The following is a 20,175-nucleotide window of genomic DNA, read 5'->3' on the forward strand; positions in this document are numbered from 1 at the left end:
CTGATTCCCCCATCCGTGCTGGTCCGGCGGGCGGTCCGGCCTCCAGTGCGCCCGGTCCATGTCCGAAGACCCTCGACAAAGTTGAAAATGATTGTCATTATGCTTAGGTGACTTCCTCGCACCCGTTCGCCGGCTCGACAGTGGATGCCCTGCACCCGACAGATGGCGCCGCGCTGGTGGTGTCCGTGCGGCTGCTTGCTGGGCAGGGGCCGGTGGGCCCTGACATCGCCCGGCTCGTCGAATCGTTCTCGCGACTCGCCCGGGCGCCCCAGGTCGCCCGGCCAAGGGCCGTTCCGGAGCCGTGGGTGTTCCGGATGCTGCTCGACTCCCGGACCGTCCTACGGGGTGAGGGGGAGATCCCGCTCACCCGCCGGGAGTTCGACCTCCTCCGGCACCTGGCCCAACATCCGCGCCGGGTCTTCACCCGGATGCAATTGCTGCAGCAGGTGTGGGGTCACGCGCATGTCGGCCAACGCACCGTCGACGTGCACGTCAGGCGACTCCGGGTCAAGGTCGGGCTCGAAGTTCCGCTGGTCGCCACGCTGCGCGGCGTCGGCTACCGGCTCGGTGACGACGTGACGGTGGCGGTGGTGCCCGAGGTGGCACCGCCTCAATCGAGCTGCGCGGCGTCGGCTACCGGCTGGGTGACGACGTGACGGTGGCGGTGGTGCCCGAGGCAGCGCCGCCTCAACCGAACAGATGATGCAGAAACGAAAACGATTCCCGTTATAGTTCCCAACTTGAGGGAGGCAACCGTGTCCAGACGATGTGAGGTCAGCGGGGCGCAGCCGAGCTTCGGCAACGCCGTGTCCCACTCCCACCGGCGTACCCGCCGCCGCTGGAACCCCAACCTGCAACGCCACCGCTACTGGCTCGCCTCCGAACGGCGCTGGGTCACCCTGCGCCTCACCGCGAAGGCGATGCGTACGGTGGACCGCGACGGGATCGCGCGAGTGGTTGCCGGGCTCCGGGCCCGAGGGGTGCGGGTCTGATGGCCCGCCGTACCGACCTGCGGCCCATCGTCAAGCTGCGCAGCACCGGCGGCACCGGCTACACGTACGTCACCCGGAAGAACCGTCGCAACAACCCGGACCGGCTCGTGCTGCGCAAGTTCGACCCGGTACTGCGCCGGCACGTCGACTTCCGCGAGGAGCGCTGATGGCCCGGCGCAGCCTGGTCAACCGGCAGGCCCGCCGGGCGGATCTGGTCCTCCGGTACGCCGAACCCCGGGCCGAGCTGAAGCGGATCATCGCGGCCCCGCAAACCGAGCCGGCAGTACGCGCCGACGCGGTGCGCCGGCTCAGCGCCCTGCCCCGGGACTCCAGTCCGGTACGGCTGCGTTCCCGCGACCAGCTCGACGGACGGCCCCGAGGCGTGTTCGGCCGGTTCGGGTTGTCCCGGATCCGGTTCCGGGAGCTGGCGCTGCGCGGCGAACTGCCCGGCGTCCGCAAGGCGTCCTGGTGAGAACGAGTCCAGCGGCGGAGGTGCCGGGGAAGAGCCCGAGCGGCCCAAACCGAGGCGAAGAGCTGCCGTGCGCGGGAGCGCCCGGCTGTCGGGAAAGGAGCATGATGATTGTTAGATCGCGGCCCCGAGGGATCGGGGTCCTGGTCACGGTGGGGGCGGTGATCGCCGGCACGCTGCTGGCGCCGGCAGCCGCCTCCGCGGCGGAGAGGGTGGTGCTGGCGAAGGGGCATACCGACGCGGTCGACGTGCACTATGCGGACGGCGCGCTGTCGTTGAAGGTGAATGACGACACGATCGAGCCGTCGGTGATCCGGGATCCGGCCGACGTCACGTTCCAGGTGTTGCCGGGTGCGGAGGCACCGGTGCCGGACGACGACCGGTTCGCCTTCCTCGGGCCGGCGGGAACGGCGATCTGGCTGTTACCGATGACCCAGGACCCGGAGCTGCTCTGGCCGGGCTGGAACACCACGACGCTCGCGTCCGGTGTCTTCACCGGCGACCAGGTGCGGCTGAGCCTGCTCGACGTACAGGGGCCGGGTGCGGTGAACGTGTTCACCCAGGACGTGTTCGGCGGGCCGATCGTCAAGTTCCGCAGCGACGACGGGCTGCCGGACGTGATCGACGTGCCGGTACACACCCACGCGCACGCGAACTGGGCGTTCAGCGCGCTCGGCAGCTACACCCTGACCTTCCAGGCCGACGCGACGTTGGCCGGCGGCGGCACGGTCAGCACCGGACCGGTGGACTACTCGTTCGTGGTGGGCGAGCTACCGGACCCGACACCGCAGACCGAACTGAGCATCACCGGCCTCGCCGGGGAGTACCAGCCGGGCGAGACGGTGACGCTGACCGCCGTACAGACGCCGCCGTCCGAACTGGACCACTACCACTGGTTCAGCAGGTGCCAGGGCGCCGAGGACTGGACGGTGATCTCCGGCGAGGGCGGTGCCGGCTACTCGTTCACCGCGACCCGCGAACTCAACGACTGCCAGTACCTCGTCCGGCTCTACGACTCCGACCACAACGTGGTGGACAGCAGCCCGCCGGTCACCTTGCGGGTGGCCACGGCGCCGTCGACCCCGGGCGCATCACAGACGATCACCGCCTCGATCGACGGTACCCAGGGCGGGCTGGTGGTCAGCGTCGACCCGGACGACCGGGCCGTGGTGCTGCCGCCGGCCCGGCTCAACGCCGCTGGCGACCGGTGGGAGAGCACCGGCGAACTGCGGCCGGTGACTGTCACCGACACCCGTACCGGCGGTCCGGGTTGGAATGTCTCCGGGCAGATACCGGCGAACTTCACCGGTCCGGACGGGGCGACCTTCGGCGCCGACCGGCTCGGCTGGACGCCGCGGATCCTCAGCCAGGGGACCGGGCAGGGTGTGGTCGCCGGTCCGGCGGTCGGCCCGGCCTCCGGGGGCGGGCTCGCTGCCAGCAGCGTGCTCGGCTCGGCACCGAACGGGGCCGGTCGGGGTACCGCACAGCTCTCCGCCGAGCTGCAACTGAGTCTGCCGACCGAAACCGCCGCGGGTACGTACACCTCGACCCTCACCCTGACGGCGATCTGACCGTCACCTGATTGCCCGGGGCGGCGGCTCGATCCCGATCAAGCTCCTCCGGACCGCCTGCACCGGGTAGCGACCCGGCCGAGGGGTGGAGCCGAGCGGTCTGCATACGCTCGTCCACCCCTCGGTCGCGGTCGCGACGACGACCCACGAAAGACCTACGAACGGAACCCGCGACCCCGCCATGCGACTGCCAGCCGTCACCGCCGTCGGCGTCGTCCTGATCGGCCTGGCCCCACCCGTGGCCGTGACCGCCCCGACGCCGACCCCCGCCGCGCCGACCCCGGCCGCGTCCGCCACTACCGGTCCCGCCGGCACCACATCCCCGCCCGCCAGGTCCCCGCTCACCTGGGGCGTGACACCGTCGAGTCCGAAGGGACCGGACGGCAGGGCCTCGTTGCGCTACAAGCTCGACCCCGGTGCCAGCGTCACCGACTACGTCGCGGTCACCAACCACTCCGCCGAGCCGCTCACCCTGACCGTCTACGCCAGCGACGCCTTCACCACCGGACAGGGCGGCTTCGACCTGCTCGCCGGCCAGGAGAAGCCGGTCGACGTCGGCGCCTGGGTCCGACTCACCACCCGGACGCTGACGGTCCCGGCGACCTCCCGGATGGACCTGCCGTTCACCCTGACCGTGCCGGCCAACGCCACGCCGGGCGACCACACCGGCGGCATCGTCGCCTCCCTCGCCGCCACCGGCACCGACGCCCAGGGCAACCAGGTCTCGGTCGACCACCGGGTCGGCACCCGCGTCTACCTCCGGGTGACCGGCGAGCTGCGACCCGCGCTGGCCCTGGAAGACTTCCGGGTACGGCATCGGGGCTCGTACAACCCGATCGCCGGCGGCGAACTGACCGCGAGCGCCATGCTCCGGAACACGGGCAATGTCCGGCTCGGCGGCCAGCCGGCGCTGCGGGCGACCGGGCCGTTCGGGCTCGCCGCCCGGACCGCCACCGGCGCCCCGTTGCCGGAGATCCTGCCCGGCGACGCGGTACGGGTGAGCGTCCAACTGTCCGGGGTGCCGCCGCTGTTCCGGCTGACTGCCACCACCACCGTCACCCCGGCGACGGTGGACGGCCAGGTGATCGACCCGCCGCCGGTCTCCGTAGCCGACAGCAGGGCGGTCTGGGCTGTGCCGTGGAGCCAACTGCTACTCGCCGTCGCGACGATCGTCGGCTGCTGGGCCCTGGTGGTGCTCCGCCGACGCCGACGGCAGCGTACGGCGCGAGAGCTTGCCCAAGCTGTTGCCGCGGCCAGGGAACAGGGACGCATCGAGGCTGCGGAAGGACCCGCGGACAGCTCCGCCGACGGGGCGCCGAACCGACTGAACGGCCGGACACCCGGCGCCGCTCCCGGTGCGACCCGCTCCGCTGAGGAGTCGTCGGAGGACCCCGAGAGATGAGCGCGCGATCCGGTCTTCGCCCCGCCCCGCCGGCCGGGGTGTGATCTTGAGAATTCTGCATGCCAGCAAAGGAGGATGATGAGAATTCGCAGTTTGCGCGCCGGTGCCGCCGGCCTCGCGGCGGCCGTACTCGCGCTGGTCGTCGGGGTCGCACCGGCCCGGGCCGCCCCGGTGCCGGTCAGCGCCGGCGGCGCCGACCTGATGTCCGTCTCACTCGTCGACGGCACACTGTCCCTGCGGATACGTGACGCCAGCCAGATCGCCCGGGGAGTCCCCGGACACGATCCGGCCGATGTCGTCCTGGGACCGGAGGGCGGAGTGGCCGGCCGGGTGCCGGCCGACAGCCGCTTCTCGTTCCTCGGCGCGCCCGGTCAGCCGGTGTGGCTGCTCGCCACGGTGGGCACCGCCTTCCCCAGCTTCGACAGCACCGGCGTGGGCCGGGGGGCGGTGCGGGGGGACAGGATCACGGTGTCGTTGCGTGCCGCCGACGGTCCTGGCCGGTTCACCGCCTACCGGTTGTCCGGCCTCGGTGCGGTCGCGCCGCTGTTCGGCACCGGCATCGCCGGTCATGTCGAGCTGCCCACCGCGACCCGGACCCCGGCGGTGCTCTGGGCGTTCGACGCCGCCGGCGACTACCGGGTCACCCTTGCCGCGTCGGCGACGTTGCCCTCCGGCCAGGAGGTGAGCACCGAGGCGACCTACCAGGTGACCGTCCCACCGATCACACCGGGACCGTCGGTGGCTCCGCCGTCCCCGGCGGGCCCGGCCGGCGGGGCGAAGGCCCTGCCGCGGCCGATGGCGGAGGCACCGGCGGCACGCCGAGGCAACCCACCGGCGCTGAAGGCACCCGCGCAGGCGCCGCCCCCGAAGGTCGCGGCCGCGACGACCGGCACTCGCAAGGTCATCTCGGACGGGCACGTCGACATGGGGCCGCAGTTGACCGGTGACGCGTGGAGGATCCGGCTCAAGGACGACACGGTCAGCCCGGCGGTCTGGCGGGAGCTGTCCGATGTGGTCCTGCATGTCAAGGACAAGGCCAAGACCACGGTACCGGCCGGGGCGGACTTCCTGGGCAAGGAGGGGGACACGGTCTGGCTGTTGCCACAGGCGCAGCAGTCCGGGGTCGTCTGGCCCGGCTGGAACACCCAGCACGAGTCCGTCGTCGGGGCGGTTCGGGGCAACGTGGTCTGGACCCTCAAGGGCGTCGACGGCCCCGGGAGATTCGTGCTCTTCCTGACCGGCTCGTTCGGCAGCGCCGATGTGCTGTTCGACTCGGCCGAGAGCCTGCCGCAGCAGTTGAGCATCCCGCCCAACACCCACGCGCACGGCAACTGGGGGTTCAGCGAGCCGGGACTGTACCGCCTGGAGGTGCAGATGAGCGGCACCACCAACGCCGGAAAGGCGGTCACCGACACCAAGACCCTGACGATCGCGGTCGGCGACAGCACGGATCCGGACAGCGGCTTCGGCGGCGGCGGATCCGGTGACGGGTCCGGCAACGGCTCGGGCAACGGAAACGGCGGGCTGCCCCGTACCGGTGAATCGTGGGTGGTTCCGGCCAGCTTCGGTGGGGCGCTCCTGGTGGCCGTCGGGGTGCTGCTGGTCTACCTGGCCAGACGACGTCGCCCGACCGGCCCTGGGCACGTTCAGGAGAACGGCGCGTAACGGCCGGTGCTACCGGCGGCGCGGAGTCGCACCGGTGGCCATTCAGCGCCCGGGCTTCCCATCTGCCGTTCGGATGGGAAGCCCGGGCGCTGTTTGTTGTCACGCTCGCCACTTCCCGGGGCAACCAAAAACGACTATCGTTTTCAACAAGCGGTCCGTCGGGGATCGCGGGGAAAGGAGTTCTCCGTGCGTAGTACCTCCCGCCGTCTACTCGTGGTGGGCACCATCGGGGCCGCATTGGTCGCCTCGGCGGTGCCGGCCCAGGCTCAGGTGGCCACCGCGTCCCGCGTCATGCTCGCCGCCGGCCATGTCGACGTGGTCGACGTCGAGTACGAGGACGGCGCCCTCGAGATCGGCGTGCACGACGAGACCGTCGAGCCCGGCGTCGAGCGTGAGCCGGACGACGTGCTGTTCAAGGTCAAGCGCGAGGCCGGGACGACCGTCCCGGCCGATCCCGCGTTCGGGTTCCTCGGTGCTCCCGGCGCCCCGGTCTGGATCCTGCCCGAGGCGCAGGACGAGAACCTGCTCTGGCCCGGTCTGTCCACTGAGGAGTTGGAGACCGGAGTGTTCTCCGGCGACGCGGTCACGCTCAGCGTGGTACGGGTCGTCGGGCCCGGCCAGTTGGCCGTCTACACCGAGAACGCCGTCGGGCAGCCGAACGTGCTGGTCGACAGCGGCGACGGGACTCCGGACGCGATCGGCCTGAGCGTCGCAGACCACCTGCACGCCAACTGGGCCTTCGACCAGCCGGGGACCTACACGGTGAAGGTGAAGGCGACGGCCACGCTCGCCGCCTCCGGCCAGCGGGTCAGTTCCGAAACCGTCAACCTCCGCTTCGTCGTGAAGCCCTGACCGGAGAGAAGGACCTGTGCGAGGCAAGCGAATGAGTATGCGTAGCGGGGGCCTGGTCGGTCTGATCCTGGCCGGCGCGTTGCTCGGCGGGACGGCGGTGCCCGCCCAGGCGGCGCCGGTCGTGCTGACCAGCGGCCATGTCGACGTCCTCGACGTCGACTACGCCTCCGGCGCGCTGGTGGTCAACGTGCTCGACGGGACCGGGGCCACCGACGTCGAACGCGACCCCGCCGACGTCGTGTTCCGGGTGCCGCCGGCGGCGAAGGTCAACGTGCCGGGCGGATCCGCCTGGTCGTTCCTCGGCACCGGCGGGCAAGCCTGGATACTCCCGCAGGCCAACACGAGTGGACTGCTCTGGGCCGGTTGGAACACCACCGAGGTGCCCAGCGGGGTCTTCCAGAACAACCGGGTGACCTTCCGGCTCACCAGCGTCAGCGGACCCGCCGGATTCAGCATCTACACCACCTCTCTGGGATCACCGAGCGTGCTGTTCGACAGCGGAAACGGTCTGCCGGACAACCTGAACGTCAACTACAACTCCCACGCCCACGTCAACTGGGGCTTCGACGCGGCGGGTACCTATGCCGTCACCTTCCAGGTGACCGGCACGCTCGCGGCGACCGGAGCCACCGTCAGCTCCGGATCGAAGACCTTCACCTTCGAGGTCCTCGCCTAGTCCGCGCGCCCGGACCGGGCAGGTCACCGTCGGAAACGGTCGGCCGGTGCGGCGTCCCACAACCGGCGGGGCGCCGCACCGGCCGTCGGCGGTGCCGTCGGTCGAGATCGGCGACGGGCGGCGGGAAGTGGTCCGGGCGGTGGCGGCGGCCACCTGGGTGGTCAGGGAGAGCACGATCGTCGTGCTCGTCGCCGAACTGACGGCTGGGACCAGGGGCCCGATCGGCAGGCCCGGTCACCGTGTCGGGAGAGGATGGTGTACCTGGCCGTCGACGGGGTCCTCCGGCAGTGGGTCCGGGGTGGTCAGGTCGAGCACCTCGGAGGCGAGCCGGGCGATGTTGTCGACGGTGGTCCGCCGACCGCCGGCGGCCTCGACCATCAACAGCAGATGCCGTACGCCGGGAACCGCCGCCGCCTCGGCGAGCCGCTGCCGGCAGCGGGCCGGGCTGCCGATCGGGTGGATGTCCAGGAGCGTGTCGACATATCGGCTCCGCTCCGGCCGAGGCGACCGCGAGCCGTCGATGCGGACGTACTCGTCGGTGCCGGACAGCAGCCCCGGCAGCCCGGCGCGCACGGCGGCCTCCGCCTCGGCGTCGGTGTCGGCGACGTAGGCCAGCTGGGCGCTCGCGTGTGCGACGCTCGCGGGCAGGTGGCCGTGCGCGGCCGCGACCTGGGCGTACCGGTCGAGCAGTTCCGCCTTTTCCGCGTTGGTTGCGTGCATGCCGAGCAGCAGCGGGAGCCCGCGCCCGGCGGCCAACTCGACGGTCGGCACGGAGGTGGCGGCGATCCAGACCGGGATCTGTCTGCGCGGCCGGGGCACCACGCGGACCGTACGGAACGGGAACCGGCCGCCGCCGGCCACGTACTCGTCGCCCTGGAGCCAGCGCGTCAGCAGGTCGACCGACTCGGCGAAGCCGTCGGTGTACCTGTCCAGCCCGGTGCCGAAGACCTCCAGGTCGACCCATGGCCCGCCCCGGGCGACGCCGAGGGCGAACCGTCCACCGGAGAGCTCGTCGAGCAGGACCGCCTCCTCGGCCAGCGCCACCGGGTGGCGATTGGACAGGATGCAGGCCGCGGTGCCGACCGTCACGCGTCGAGTGGCGCCGAGCAGGTGCGCGGCGAAGGCGGGAGCGGACGGGCAGACGCCGTACGAGGTGAAGTGGTGCTCGGCGATCCATACCCCGGCGTAGCCGTACCGTTCCGCTGCCAGGCCGTACTGGTGGGCCGCCGCCAGGGACTCGGCTGCCGTCGTGCCGGGATGCTGCCCGGCGAGCAGGAACAGGTGCGCTGCCACCTGCTCCGCCCGCCGGACGGCCTCGGGCGGATCAGCAGTCACGCAGTTCGGGTGACTGGTTGAGGAGCTGGCCGCGGGCGGACACGAAGCGACGGTAGGCGTCGGAGTCGACCGCGGCGGGACGGAACGCGGCCACGCGGTGGCAGTTCTGGAAGGCGAGCCGGACGCCGAAGTGCTGCTCCAACCCGGCTCGGATGGCGTCACTGGCCAGGGCGCGCAGCAGTTGTCCGCGCTCGGCCTCACTTGGTGGCGGGATGACGTTGTCGGCGAAGTCGTCGTCGGAGGCGTTGAGGTCGGCGACGACGTGGCTGACCGTCTGCCATGCGTACGGCAGCGAGTCGCGGACGCAGGCGACGAATTCCGCATCGTCTACCGGGCCTCGTTCGGCGGCTTCCAACAGGGCGGGGGGAACAGCGAGAGACATGGCCCTCCTCAGACGTTGACCGAAACGATCGTGACACCCATTTTCTTCTTTACGATGTGTGTGCGCAACGGTCGGAAAGAGTAATTCTGCTGTGGACGTGCCATGAGCGGGTCCCGCGGGTCGGTGCCCGGGACGTTGGTGGCCCGTCGGTTTGGACGCTCGGGCTCCGACCGGTTCCGGGAGGCGGACCGTAGAGTAAGTTGATAACCGTTCCCATTTTCATGGTATCGTGCTGTCGGTTCGTGGTGGTCGCCGCAGCCGGGAACAGCGACTCGTCTCCAACCTGGCCGGGACGACAGACGCAGGGTCCGTGACACGTGGGGAGGGTCGTGCGTATGCCTGCCGTGAGGCGGCTTCCCCGCAGCGCGGTCGTGCCGCTGATCGGGTACCGGAGGCGAATGGTCGCGCTGACAGTGCTCGTGGCGCTCCTCGCCAGCGGTTGCCGGTCGACCGTGATGCTGAGCGGGCACGACGAGCGGGTGCAGGTCGTCACCACCACCGGCATCCTGCGGGACCTGGTACGCCATGTCGGCGGTGACCGGGTCGCGGTCGGCTCCCTGGTGCCGGACGGTGCCGATCCGCACAGCTACGAGCCCTCGCTTCGCGACGTCCGCAACGTGGTCTACGCCGACGTGGCGTTCAGCAACTACCTGCTGCTGGAAGAGCACGCGATCATCAAAACGCTGGACGCCAACCTCCGGAAAGGCGTACCGAACATCTCCCTCGCCGAAGGGGCGGTGAAGTACGCCGCCGAGATCATCCCGCTGGTCGAGGACGTCTCGCTCGACACGATCTGGCTGGGCATGCGGGTCCGGGGCACCGGTACGGCCGATGGTGCGAACCGTTCCTCGGACATCCTGCTCAGCGCCACGGGCGCCGCCGGACCGGGCACCATGACGGCCTACCTGACCGAGTCGTTCGGCAACCCGTCGTTCTACGTCAACTCCGCCGACGGGTTCGACCCGGCAAACGGGTTCAAGGACGACACCGCCCGACTTCCCCCGGACGCGCACACCCACATGAGCTGGGCGTTCACCAAGCCGGGCGTCTACCGGCTGACCATGCGCGCCCAACTCGCGGTCACGCCCGAGACGAAACCCGTCCCGGTCGGGGAGCAGACCTTCACCTTCGCCGTCGGGGTGGACCCGCACTCGGTGCCGGGAATGGCCGGTGCGGAGGTGCTGAACTCGGGGCACGCCGATATCACCGTCGACCTCGACCAGAGACGGCTGTACCTGTTCGCCGACCCGGAGGGCGGCGGCGAGGCCGACCAGCGAGCGTTCGACCCGGCGACGACCGTGATCGAGGTACCGAACAAGGCGTTGCTGGAGGTGCCCGGCGACCGCAAGTTCCGGTTCCTGGGCCGGCCCGGCACCCAGGTCCACCAACTACCCCAGGCGGTCCTCGGCAAGCACGTACACGGCGAGATCGACCCGCACCTGTGGCAGAACGTCCGCAACGCCATCGCCTACGTGGAGCTGATCCGGGACACCCTGACCGGGATCGACCCCGCCGGCGCCCGCGAATACCGGGCACATGCCACGGACTACATCGCCGAACTGGAGCGGCTCGACACCTACGTCCGGGACACCATCGCCCAGATACCCCCGCCGCAGCGGCACCTGGTCACCACCCACGACGCGTTCGGATACCTGGGCGACGCCTACGACGTGCAGATCTCCGGATTCGTCACCCCGAACCCGGCCACCGAGCCCAGCCTCGCCGACCGACGCCGACTCACCGAGACGATCCGCAACCTGGACATCCGCGCGGTGTTCCTGGAACCCAACCTGGCGGCCCGCTCGACGACGCTGACCGAGGTCGCCAGCGAGCAGAGCCTACGGATCTGCGAGATCTACGGGGACGGCTTCGGCGGCGACGTCCGGAGCTACGTACAGATGATGCGGTTCAACGCGGAATCGCTGCGAGACTGCCTGACCAGGCCGAACAACGGGAGGCGACAGTGATCGGCGCACCGGTGCGATCGAGCGGGCGCGGGATGGCGAGGGCCGCCGTCCGGTGCGGTGCGGCGGCAGCCGCGCTGCTGGCGCTGATCGCGCCCGTGACACCGGCGGTGGCCAGGGAGCCCACGCCGGGGCTGGACCAGTCGATCGCCCCGGACCAGCCGCTCGCCACCGATCGGGCAGTGCTGAGGGCCGGGCACGTGGACATCGGCCCCCGGTACGTCGACGACCGGTGGACGCTGCTGGTCCACGACGACGCGGAACGGCCGGTGTGGCGCAGCACCGACGAGACCGTACTGCACGTCTCCGATGCCGCCCTCCAGACCGTTCCGGACGATCCGGCGTACTCGTTCCTCGACGTCGAGGCCGGTGCACGGGTGCACGTGGTGCCGCAGACGCAACAGCCGGACGTGGTCTGGATCGGCTGGAACACCCAGGATCCCCGGGTGATGCGGGACATCGACCGTGGCGTGACGCTGACGCTGCTCGGCGTCCGCGGGCCGGGCGCGATGACGGTGTACCTCCAGTCGGGCAACTTCGCCGCGCCGCAGGTGTTGTGGCGCTCCGCCGAGCCGAAACCGCAGCCGCTGTGGGTGGAGGTGAACACCCATACCCACGCCAACTGGGTCTTCACCCGGCCGGGTGTCTACCTGGTGGCCATCCAGGTCTCGGCAGACCTGGCCAGCGGGGAGCAGGTCTCGGACACCAGGCTGCTCCGGGTCGCCGTGGGCGACGCGACCAGCACCGACGAGGCGTTCACGGCGAGTGCGGACATCCCGTCCGGGCCGGCGGTCCAGCCGGCGTCGGACAGCGACACCGCTGCGCCGGACCGCTCCGGCGGCGGCAGGTCGGCCCTGATCGCCCTGCTCGCCGGGGTCGCGGTGCTGCTCGTCGTCGCCCTGGTCTGGGTGCAGGTCCGCGGCGGCAGTGCCAGGCGCCGCGCCGAGCGCGAGCGAGCCGTACGGGCAGCGGCAGCGCCGACCGACGGAGATCCGACGTCGGAGAGCCGGCCGTGAGGGCGCTCGACATCGCCGACCTGAACGTGGATCTCGGCGGCCGGCCGGTGCTGCGGGACGTACGACTGCACGTCGAACCGGGTGAGCTGGTCGGGCTACTCGGGCCGAACGGCGCGGGCAAGACCACCCTGCTGCGGGCGGTGCTCGGGTTGGTCCGCACCCGGGGCGGGCAGATCCGGGTCGACGGCGAGCCGGCACGGCGCGGACGTACCGCGATCGGCTACGTGCCGCAGCGCCACGAGTTCAACTGGGACTTCCCGATCTCCGTCGAGCAGACCGTGCTGACCGGCCGGACGGGGCGGCTCGGGCTGCTGCGCCGGCCCGGCGTACCGGACTGGCGCGCGGTGGGGGAGGCGCTCGACCGGGTACGGCTGGCCGGGCTGCGTACCCGGCCGGTCGGTGAACTCTCCGGCGGCCAGCGGCAGCGGGTCCTGGTGGCCCGGGCTCTCGCGCTGTCGCCGCGGATCCTGCTCCTCGACGAGCCGTTCACCGGGCTGGACCTGCCCACCCAGGAACTGCTGGGCGACCTGTTCGGCAGCCTCGCCCAGGAGGGCCGGGCGTTGCTGATGACCACCCACGACCTGGTCGCGGCGTTGCAGTCGAGTAGCCGGCTGGTGCTGCTGAACGGCCGGGTCACCGCCGAGGGGCGGCCGGCGGAGCTGCGTGACCCTGAGGTCTGGCAGCGGACGTTCGGGGTCAGCGAGCGTTCCGCGTTGCTCAAACTCGTGAAGGCGGCCTAGTTGTCGATCACCGACTTTCTCACCGACCTGTTCAATCCCGACCTCGCCTTCCTGCCCAAGGCGTTGGCGATCGCGGTGATGTCCAGCGTGGTCTGCGGCGTGGTCGGCTGCTATGTCGTCCTCCGGGGGATGGCCTTCATCGGCGACGCCGTGGCGCACGCGGTCTTTCCCGGGCTCGCGGTCGCCTTCGTGTTGCAGGGCAGTCTGGTGCTCGGCGGCGCGGTCGCCGGTATCGCCACCGCGCTGATGATCGCGGTCTTCGCGCAGAACCGGCGGTTGAAGGAGGATTCGCTGATCGGCGTCTTCCTGGTCGCGACGTTCGCCCTCGGCATCGTGATCATCTCGCAGGCGCCCGGTTACGCCGGCTCGCTGCAACAGTTCCTGTTCGGCTCGATCACCGGCATCCCGGACCGGGACCTGTACCTGGTGGGCGGCACCGGGCTGCTCATCCTCGGCCTGGTGTTCGCGTTGCACAAGGAACTGGTGGCGGTCAGCCTCGACCGGGAGATGTCCCGGGCCATCGGCCTGCCGGTCTTCTGGCTCGACATCGTGCTCTACGTACTGGTGACCCTGGCCGTGGTGATCTCCCTGCAGACCATCGGCAACATCCTGGTACTGGCCCTGCTGATCATCCCGGCCGCGACCGCCCGGTTGCTCACCGACCGGCTGGGCGTGATGATGCTGCTCGCCCCGGTCGTCGGCGGCGCGTCCGCGGTCGTCGGGCTCTACCTCTCCTGGAGTTACGACACCCCGGTCGGCGGCACCATCGTGCTGGTCGCCACCGCCGCGTTCCTGGCGTCCTGGCTCTTCGCACCCCGGCACGGCCTGCTGACGAAGCGTTGGCGCCGACCACGAGGTAGCGCATTCGACGAGCAACTGCCCGCGAGTGACCTGGCGTACCAAAACTCCTGAGCAAGAGTCGGGTCTCCACCGCTGGGTCGTCTGCATGGCGGGGACAGATCCGTCGCCGGGGTCAGGGTCGGAGGTTTCGGAGGTATCCGGCGAACTTCTCCAGGCCGTCGACGTTGCGCGGTCCGCTGATTCCCTCGTTGTAGTCGAGGACGAAGAACCGGTTGTTGACCACGGCGGGCAGGTTCTTGGTGGTGGGGAAGGTCTTCAGGAAGTTGATCTTCTCCTGGGCTGGCTTGTCTCCGTAGTCGAGGATGACGATGATCTCCGGCTGGCCTTGGACGACGGCTTCCCAGCTCACCTGGGTCCAGCGTGCGTCGAGCTGCTCGAAGATGTTCCGGGCGCCGGCGAACGAGATGATGTCGGTCGGCGGTACCTGCCGGCCGGCGGTGAAGGGCTGGTCGGTGCCCGAGTCGTACAGGAATACCGGGGTCCGGTCCGTGCCGGTCGTCTGGGTCTTCACCGCCTCGACGCGTTGCCGCAGGCCCTGGACGACCTCGGTTGCCCGTGCCTCGACGCCGAAGATCCGGCCGAGGCGTTCCAGGTCCGTGTAGAGGCCGTCGAACGGGGTCGTCCGCTCGGGGAAGCCCGGATAGTTGAAGCAGGATTCGGTGTGCATGAAGCTCTGGATGCCGAGGCCGTCGAGGATCTCCGGGGTGATTCCCCGCTTGTCGCTGAATCCGGAACCCCAGCCGGCGACCACGAGGTCGGCCTTGGCGTCCACGACCAGCTCCCGGTTGAGTAGGTCGTCGCTGAGGAATTCCACCTTCGCGTACTCCTGCGCCCAGGGTGACTCGGTGACCGGTGGGTTGGCCGGTGGCATGACGTACCCGTGGACATGGTCGGTCAGGCCGAGCGCGAACAGCTTGTCGGCGCTGCCGCCCTCGTAGACGACGGCCCGTCGGGGGGTGCTGTATTCGACCTTCTCGCCGCAGCGCTGCACGACCACCTTCCGGTCCGGGGCGGCGGACTTGTCGACGGTGGCTCCGCAGGCGGACAACAGCGCGACGGCGACGAGGCCGGTGGCGGTGCCGCGGATGGTCGCGGTCCGGCGGTGCGGGTTGGGCATCAGTGTGCTCACTTTCCGATCGGTGTCGGGTGCGTCGTGTGGGGTGGCGCGAGGGAATACAGCAGTTGTGGGTCGCCGGTCAGGGGATGGGTGACGACGGTGGCGGCCACCCCGAAGACGTTCCGTACGAGGTCGGCGGTGAGAACCTCTGCGGGCGTGCCGGCGGCGACGAGCCGCCCGCCGGAGAGCACGCCGATCCGGTCACAGGTCGCGGCGGCGAGGTTCAGGTCGTGCAGGACCACCAGGACCGTCAGCGAGGTGCCTTTGAGCAGGGAGAGCAGGTCGATCTGGTGCCGGATGTCCAGGTGGTTGGTCGGTTCGTCGAGGACCAGGATCTCGGGCTCCTGCACGAGCGCCCGGGCCACGAGCACGCGTTGGCGTTCGCCGCCGGAGAGACTGAGGACGCCCCGGTCGGCGAGATGGGCGATGTCGAGCCGCTCCATGGCGTGGTCGCACAGTTCCCGCTCCCGGGCGCTGAGCGGCCGGTTGCCGCGCAGGTGTGGTGTTCGGCCCATGGCGACGACCTCGGCGACGGTGAAGTCGAGGTCGGTACCGCCGTCCTGGGTCAGCGCGGCGATCGACCGGGCGCTCTTCCGCCGCGGCACGGTGGCGAGGTCGTCGCTGCCGACGCGTACCATGCCCCGGCTCGGCCGGAGCGCCCGGTAGACGCAACGCAGCGCGGTGGACTTGCCGGAGCCGTTCGGTCCGACCAGCCCCACCGTCTGCCCTTGGCCGACGGTCAGGGACAGGTCGCGGACGAGCAGATGACCGTCGACCGCGACCGTGACGGCGTCGAGTCGCAGATCCATCGTCACCGGCCACCGAACAGGTAACCCCGGCGACGCATCAGCGCGATGAACGCCGGAACCCCGACCAGTGCCGTGATCACGCCCAGCGGAAGCTCCCGGGGAGCGACCACGGTTCGTGCGAGCAGGTCGACCCAGACCATGAACAGCCCCCCGGCCAGCGGCGTCACGACCAGGACCCGGGCATGGGCCGCGCCCACCACGATGCGGACCAGGTGCGGCAGCACCAGCCCCACGAAGGCGATCGCCCCGCTGACCGCGACCATCGCGCCGGTGACCAGCGAGGTGACGACGAACAGGCCGGTACGGGCCCGGGTGCTGTCGACGCCGAGGCTGGCGGCGGTCTCGTCCCCGAAGGTCATCACGTCGAGCGTTCGGCTCCGGTGGTGCAGCAGGAGTGTTCCGGCGAGCACCGCGACGGCGACCGGCGGCAGTACGCCCCAGGTGGCCGCACCGAAGCCGCCCATCGACCAGAACAGCAGCGTGCTCGTCGCCTCGCTGTCCGGCGAGAAGTAGATGATCATCGCCATGACGGATTGGAAGCCGAAGGACATCACCACACCGGTCAACACCAGCCGCAGCGGCGTGAGCCCGGCCCGGCTGTAGGAGGCGAGGAACACCAGGGCGGTGGCGACGAGCGCGCCGACGAAGGCACCCGCGGAGACCGCGTAGACCCCGGCGAAGGCGAGCCCGCCGGAGACGGTGACCGCGACCGCCCCGACCGACGCGCCGGAGGAGACACCGAGCACGAACGGATCGGCGAGCGCGTTGCGCACCAACGACTGCACCGCGACCCCGACCGCGCCCAGGCCCGCGCCGACCAGCACCGCGAGCAGAACCCGAGGGGTACGGATCTGCCAGACGATCTGATAGCGGGTCACCTCGTCGCTGCCGATGGAGCCACCGGTCAGTCCCGCCCAGAGATACCGCACCGTGTCTGCGGGCGGCACCACCGCCGCGCCGAGACCGATCACCACCGGCACGGAGACGAGCAGGGCGCTCAGCAGCAGACCGACGAGCAGTACCAGGTTGCGCCCCGCCGGCCCGGAGGTACGTCGCACCCCTCGGTCTGACGCCGCGCGGGCGTCGACCGCCGCCTCGGGTCGGGCTACCCCGTCCGGGAGGGGGCGCGTCGACACGGCGAAGTCTCCTAGTAAATGAAAGTGGTTTTCGCTTCCGCCTGGACGCTAGCACAACTGTTCCGGTCGACGGCGGGTACCCCGAGCAGCCGAGCGAGTGCCCGGCGTGGCGATGGGCGGCGACAGTTGCGTGGTGGATCATGCCCACGCATGGCCCAACTGCCCGACCGGATGTAGCGGGCGGCCCTACGGCGCTACCCAACTGACCCAACTGGCAGCCAACTGCGCGCGGAAACCGCAACCTGAAGATCTGACCGCGCGGTCACCAGCCGTGTCGTTCGTCGGTGGGCAGGATCAGGATCGCGGCCGCGACGTCGAAGCTCATCAAGGCCAGACAGTGGACGGCTGTCGGTGCAGGACCCGCTCGGCTGCCTCATGCTCGGGCAATCGAACTGTCCGCGACCAAGCTCAACGTGGAGTTGACGTTTCGACGGGCGTCGAGCGCGGCAACGCCAGCGTCGCCGATCCGGGGCCGGGCCGGCCCCGGATCGCCCGGTTCAGGGTTGGTCGTCGTAGAGGCGGGTGAGGGCAGCCGCGCCGAGCCCGGCCGGCCGGAGCCGGTTCTCCACGACGGCCGCGGGCACGCCGAATCCGAGCAGGTAGAGGACGGTCTCGCCGGTCCCGTCGATGCCGAGCGCCCGCTCGACCTCGCTGTCGCGGAAGGCGGCGGTCTGGTACGGCCCGAGGCCGTGGGCCGTGGCGACGAGCGCGAAGGTCTGGCCGAGGTGCCCGGCGTCGAGGTACATCACCCGCAGCGCCCGGGCGTTGTGGTACTTGTGTGCCAGCCGCTCCACCACTCCGGTCACGAAGAGCGTCACCGGCGCGCGCGCACACATCACCTGCTGGTGCGACAGGTGCGTGAGCTGGGCCTGGTCCAGCCGTTCGCGGAGGAATTCGAGGCAGTGCGCGACCGGCTCGTAGTGGTACAGGCCGTCGTCCAGTCCGGCGACGCCCCGCAGGTTCACGTAGATCTCGAGTTCCGATCGGGCTCCTCCGTTGGCGTACGGCCGCAATGGCAGCGCGCCGAGCCCGTCGATGTCGACAAAGGATTGCGGGGCGAAGGAATAGAACAGTACGGCGGAGAGCTGCTCGACCTCGACCGCCCGCTCGTCGAATTCGCGCACGGTACGTCGGTTCAACAGGACGTCGACGAATCGGCGCGACTCCACGGGACGGGGCCGGGGCAGCACGACGGTCGGCGCTTTGGGATAGCGCTTGAACAGCGGCGGCTGCGCGTGGGCGGAGACGTCGGCGTAGACCCGCTCGGCCTCCTCGGCGGAGGCGGCGAACGGAACGTCCTTGGTACCGAAGTGGAACAGCATCGCCTCCGGTCCCCAGCGCCGCCACGCACCGTTCGCGTCCGGATTATCGCCGCCGGCCGCGGCTCGGCGTACCAGCCCGGCGGCGTGGAGTTCGGTCAGCGTGGCGTGGACCTCGGCGGGGTCGACGTCGTAACCGTCGGCACGCAGGTCCTCGGTGACCTGCTGCACGGTCGCCCCACCGGCGCAGCGGTCGAGAATCAGCAGGGTGTCCCGGCTGACCTCGCAGACCTGACCGGTCATCGCGTCCAACGCGGTCGCCCTGCCGTCGTACCAGGAAATCGTGAGGGTTGATCTGGTGACGAACTCCATCGCGTGCCGACCTTTCCCGCCGCGCCGGTGTGTGCCCCCTGGGAGGCACACACCGGCGCACCGCAACGCGTCCTACTTCGCTGACGGGGCGTACGCGACGCTGACCGACGGCGAGTACGCGACGCTCGCGGCCGGCGAGTACGCGACGTCCACCCGGGACTTCACCACCCGCGTCACCGTGGCCTGGAGCTTCTTCTTCAAATCAGACACCTCCATCTGATGTCCGTGGGCATCTGCCCTGGAATTGCTCGTCAGTACAGTTGCCGGCCGAATGACCGTCAAGGTCCGGCAAAATGAGTCGTGAACGACCGGCGGCAGGCCGCAGCGCCGCACGGCACCGGCCCGAGTCAGGGCGGCGGCCAGCATCACGCGCCGAGGGAGAGGCGCGGAAACGCGCGCGCAGAGAAGGCGCGCGAGGAAGAGCGCGCGGGAGAGGACGCGCGGAAGGTCGATCGGGCGGGGGAGCGGACTCAGCTCAGGTAGTCCTCCTTTCCGCCGTCGCGGACGATGTCGAGGGTGACGCAGTGGAACCCGCCGCCGAGGACCCGCGCGTGCCGCAGCCGCCGTGGGATCACCGTGATCCCCTTGCTCTCCAGAGCCCGGAGCAGCGCCGGCTGGGTCGCGTCGACGATCGCGGTGTCGGGGTTGACCATCAGGAGGTTCATGCTGATCCACCGCTCACTGAGGGTGTGTGGCAGCGCCGTCGGTGCGGTGGCCATCTCCGGGCACCACAGGATGTCCCACGTGTCGAACGGCTCCGGAACGGCGTCCGGCGTGATCCGTTCCGGGTTCAGCAGGACCAGGCCGGGACGTAGCAGGGCGATGGTGCTGTCGATGTGGGTGTAGCCGTAGACCCCGCGCAGCGGATGCAGCCGCAGCTCGGGATCGATCAGGTGCAGCGTCGAGGCGAGCCACCGCATTCCCAGCTCGTTGCCGCTGCGGGAGATCTGGTAGAACAGGTCCCGGCCGAGCCGGAGTACGTTCGCGGCGTCGAACACCGGTTCCGCCTCGCCGAGCAGCGGACGGCCGAGGTCGTCCCACTCGTACAGCTCGTCGCGGAGCTGCGGCCGGGGCCCGGCGATCCAGCCGGCTCCCTCCCGCAGGTAGTCCTGGAACATCGGCCGGAGGTTGAAGACCTCGAAGTAGCGGGAGCGCATCGGGCTGGGCACCTCGATGATGGTGGATCCCACGATGAGCGTGATGTCTCGCGGACAGTAGGAGATGTAGCCGTCGGCGGACCAGTCCGGGCTGGTGAACTCCCGGCGGTGATCGACGGCGGGCGGGCGGTGCGTCTTCACTCCCAACTCGCGGAGCGTCTCCACCAGTTCGGCCAGGTCCTCGTTCGACTCCTCGATCACCTGGCGGGGGAACTCGCCCTGGTGCACGGCCCCGAGTTCGGCCGGGGTGAGGGTCGGATAGCAGGCGAGCCATGCGGAGGGGTCGGTCATCCGGGGCACCCGGGCATGGGTGGCGTCGCCCACGACGATCTCACGGAGCTGGGTGAACTCGTCCCACGAGTTGACGGCGGCGGTACGGGACATCTCTGATCCTTTCGAC

21 protein-coding genes are annotated in these 20,175 nt (G+C 70.5%); 13 read left to right on the forward strand and 8 right to left on the reverse strand.

Going from position 1 to position 20,175, the window contains the following annotated elements; all coding sequences use genetic code 11:
- Window positions 1–107: 107 nt before the first annotated feature.
- The 9 genes from ACQEVC_RS25425 (at window position 108) to ACQEVC_RS25465 (ending at window position 7,627) form a co-directional block, all read left to right on the forward strand.
- Window positions 108–656 carry a winged helix-turn-helix domain-containing protein gene (locus ACQEVC_RS25425; protein ID WP_432881972.1) on the forward strand — a complete coding sequence of 183 codons (549 nt, stop codon included), beginning with the start codon at window positions 108–110 and terminating at the stop codon, window positions 654–656.
- A gap of 99 nt (window positions 657–755) precedes the next feature.
- The gene (gene rpmB, locus ACQEVC_RS25430) at window positions 756–992 is read left to right on the forward strand and encodes a 50S ribosomal protein L28 (protein WP_432881975.1); all 237 of its coding nucleotides are present in this window, start codon (window positions 756–758) and stop codon (window positions 990–992) included.
- Complete coding sequence (gene rpmG / locus ACQEVC_RS25435) at window positions 992–1,159, forward strand: 50S ribosomal protein L33 (protein ID WP_432881977.1); 168 nt, start codon at window positions 992–994, stop codon at window positions 1,157–1,159. Before rpmB ends, rpmG begins: the two co-directional genes overlap by 1 nt.
- A complete protein-coding gene (gene rpsN, locus ACQEVC_RS25440) occupies window positions 1,159–1,464 on the forward strand; it encodes a 30S ribosomal protein S14 (RefSeq protein WP_432881980.1) in 306 nt (101 codons plus the stop codon). The genes rpmG and rpsN overlap by 1 nt, the downstream gene beginning before the upstream one ends.
- A 104-nt stretch (window positions 1,465–1,568) precedes the next feature.
- Complete coding sequence (locus ACQEVC_RS25445; protein ID WP_432881982.1) at window positions 1,569–3,032, forward strand: choice-of-anchor M domain-containing protein; 1,464 nt, start codon at window positions 1,569–1,571, stop codon at window positions 3,030–3,032.
- Window positions 3,033–3,213: 181 nt separating this feature from the next.
- The gene (locus ACQEVC_RS25450; protein WP_432881984.1) at window positions 3,214–4,434 is read left to right on the forward strand and encodes a WxL protein peptidoglycan domain-containing protein; all 1,221 of its coding nucleotides are present in this window, start codon (window positions 3,214–3,216) and stop codon (window positions 4,432–4,434) included.
- Between the two features lie 78 nt (window positions 4,435–4,512).
- Window positions 4,513–6,099, forward strand: coding sequence for a TIGR03773 family transporter-associated surface protein (locus tag ACQEVC_RS25455; protein ID WP_432881987.1), 1,587 nt, complete (start codon window positions 4,513–4,515; stop codon window positions 6,097–6,099).
- A gap of 186 nt (window positions 6,100–6,285) precedes the next feature.
- Window positions 6,286–6,951, forward strand: coding sequence for a choice-of-anchor M domain-containing protein (locus ACQEVC_RS25460; RefSeq protein ID WP_432881990.1), 666 nt, complete (start codon window positions 6,286–6,288; stop codon window positions 6,949–6,951).
- A 31-nt stretch (window positions 6,952–6,982) separates the two neighbouring features.
- Window positions 6,983–7,627, forward strand: a complete 645-nt coding sequence (locus ACQEVC_RS25465; protein WP_432881992.1) for a choice-of-anchor M domain-containing protein — start codon at window positions 6,983–6,985, stop codon at window positions 7,625–7,627.
- A gap of 234 nt (window positions 7,628–7,861) precedes the next feature.
- Here ACQEVC_RS25465 and ACQEVC_RS25470 read toward each other — a convergent pair whose 3' ends face one another.
- Together ACQEVC_RS25470 and ACQEVC_RS25475 are read right to left on the reverse strand one after the other, a co-directional pair.
- Complete coding sequence (locus tag ACQEVC_RS25470; protein ID WP_432881995.1) at window positions 7,862–8,962, reverse strand: LLM class flavin-dependent oxidoreductase; 1,101 nt, start codon at window positions 8,960–8,962, stop codon at window positions 7,862–7,864.
- Window positions 8,952–9,344, reverse strand: coding sequence for an SCO5389 family protein (locus tag ACQEVC_RS25475; protein WP_432881997.1), 393 nt, complete (start codon window positions 9,342–9,344; stop codon window positions 8,952–8,954). The genes ACQEVC_RS25470 and ACQEVC_RS25475 overlap by 11 nt, the downstream gene beginning before the upstream one ends.
- A gap of 398 nt (window positions 9,345–9,742) precedes the next feature.
- Here ACQEVC_RS25475 and ACQEVC_RS25480 point away from each other — a divergent pair, with 398 nt between their 5' ends.
- Genes ACQEVC_RS25480 through ACQEVC_RS25495 form a run of 4 tightly spaced genes read left to right on the forward strand, consistent with a single transcriptional unit; the run spans window position 9,743 to window position 13,976 of the window.
- The gene (locus ACQEVC_RS25480) at window positions 9,743–11,311 is read left to right on the forward strand and encodes an anchored repeat ABC transporter, substrate-binding protein (protein ID WP_432882000.1); all 1,569 of its coding nucleotides are present in this window, start codon (window positions 9,743–9,745) and stop codon (window positions 11,309–11,311) included.
- A 32-nt stretch (window positions 11,312–11,343) separates the two neighbouring features.
- On the forward strand, window positions 11,344–12,324 hold the full coding sequence (locus ACQEVC_RS25485; protein WP_432882002.1) for a choice-of-anchor M domain-containing protein: 981 nt from the start codon (window positions 11,344–11,346) through the stop codon (window positions 12,322–12,324).
- A 26-nt stretch (window positions 12,325–12,350) separates the two neighbouring features.
- Window positions 12,351–13,064: an anchored repeat-type ABC transporter ATP-binding subunit gene (locus ACQEVC_RS25490; RefSeq protein ID WP_432891695.1), complete on the forward strand. Its 714-nt coding sequence runs from the start codon at window positions 12,351–12,353 to the stop codon at window positions 13,062–13,064.
- Window positions 13,065–13,976 (forward strand): anchored repeat-type ABC transporter permease subunit, encoded by a 912-nt coding sequence (locus ACQEVC_RS25495; protein ID WP_432882005.1) that lies wholly within the window; start codon window positions 13,065–13,067, stop codon window positions 13,974–13,976.
- A gap of 61 nt (window positions 13,977–14,037) precedes the next feature.
- Here the strand turns inward: ACQEVC_RS25495 and ACQEVC_RS25500 are convergent, their stop codons facing one another.
- The 6 genes from ACQEVC_RS25500 to ACQEVC_RS25525 form a co-directional block, all read right to left on the reverse strand.
- A complete protein-coding gene (locus ACQEVC_RS25500) occupies window positions 14,038–15,054 on the reverse strand; it encodes an ABC transporter substrate-binding protein (protein ID WP_432882007.1) in 1,017 nt (338 codons plus the stop codon).
- Window positions 15,051–15,851: an ABC transporter ATP-binding protein gene (locus ACQEVC_RS25505; protein WP_432882010.1), complete on the reverse strand. Its 801-nt coding sequence runs from the start codon at window positions 15,849–15,851 to the stop codon at window positions 15,051–15,053. The genes ACQEVC_RS25500 and ACQEVC_RS25505 overlap by 4 nt, the downstream gene beginning before the upstream one ends.
- Window positions 15,852–15,853: 2 nt before the next feature.
- Window positions 15,854–16,987, reverse strand: coding sequence for a FecCD family ABC transporter permease (locus ACQEVC_RS25510; protein ID WP_432882012.1), 1,134 nt, complete (start codon window positions 16,985–16,987; stop codon window positions 15,854–15,856).
- Window positions 16,988–17,484: 497 nt separating this feature from the next.
- A complete protein-coding gene (locus ACQEVC_RS25515) occupies window positions 17,485–18,618 on the reverse strand; it encodes a SagB family peptide dehydrogenase (protein WP_432882014.1) in 1,134 nt (377 codons plus the stop codon).
- Between the two features lie 72 nt (window positions 18,619–18,690).
- Complete coding sequence (locus ACQEVC_RS25520; protein WP_432882017.1) at window positions 18,691–18,834, reverse strand: hypothetical protein; 144 nt, start codon at window positions 18,832–18,834, stop codon at window positions 18,691–18,693.
- A gap of 254 nt (window positions 18,835–19,088) precedes the next feature.
- Window positions 19,089–20,159: a scyllo-inosamine-4-phosphate amidinotransferase gene (locus ACQEVC_RS25525; RefSeq protein ID WP_432882020.1), complete on the reverse strand. Its 1,071-nt coding sequence runs from the start codon at window positions 20,157–20,159 to the stop codon at window positions 19,089–19,091.
- Between the last annotated feature and the right edge of the window lie 16 nt (window positions 20,160–20,175).

The organism is Plantactinospora sp. CA-294935, assembly GCF_050936445.1.
Taxonomy (GTDB): domain Bacteria; phylum Actinomycetota; class Actinomycetes; order Mycobacteriales; family Micromonosporaceae; genus Plantactinospora.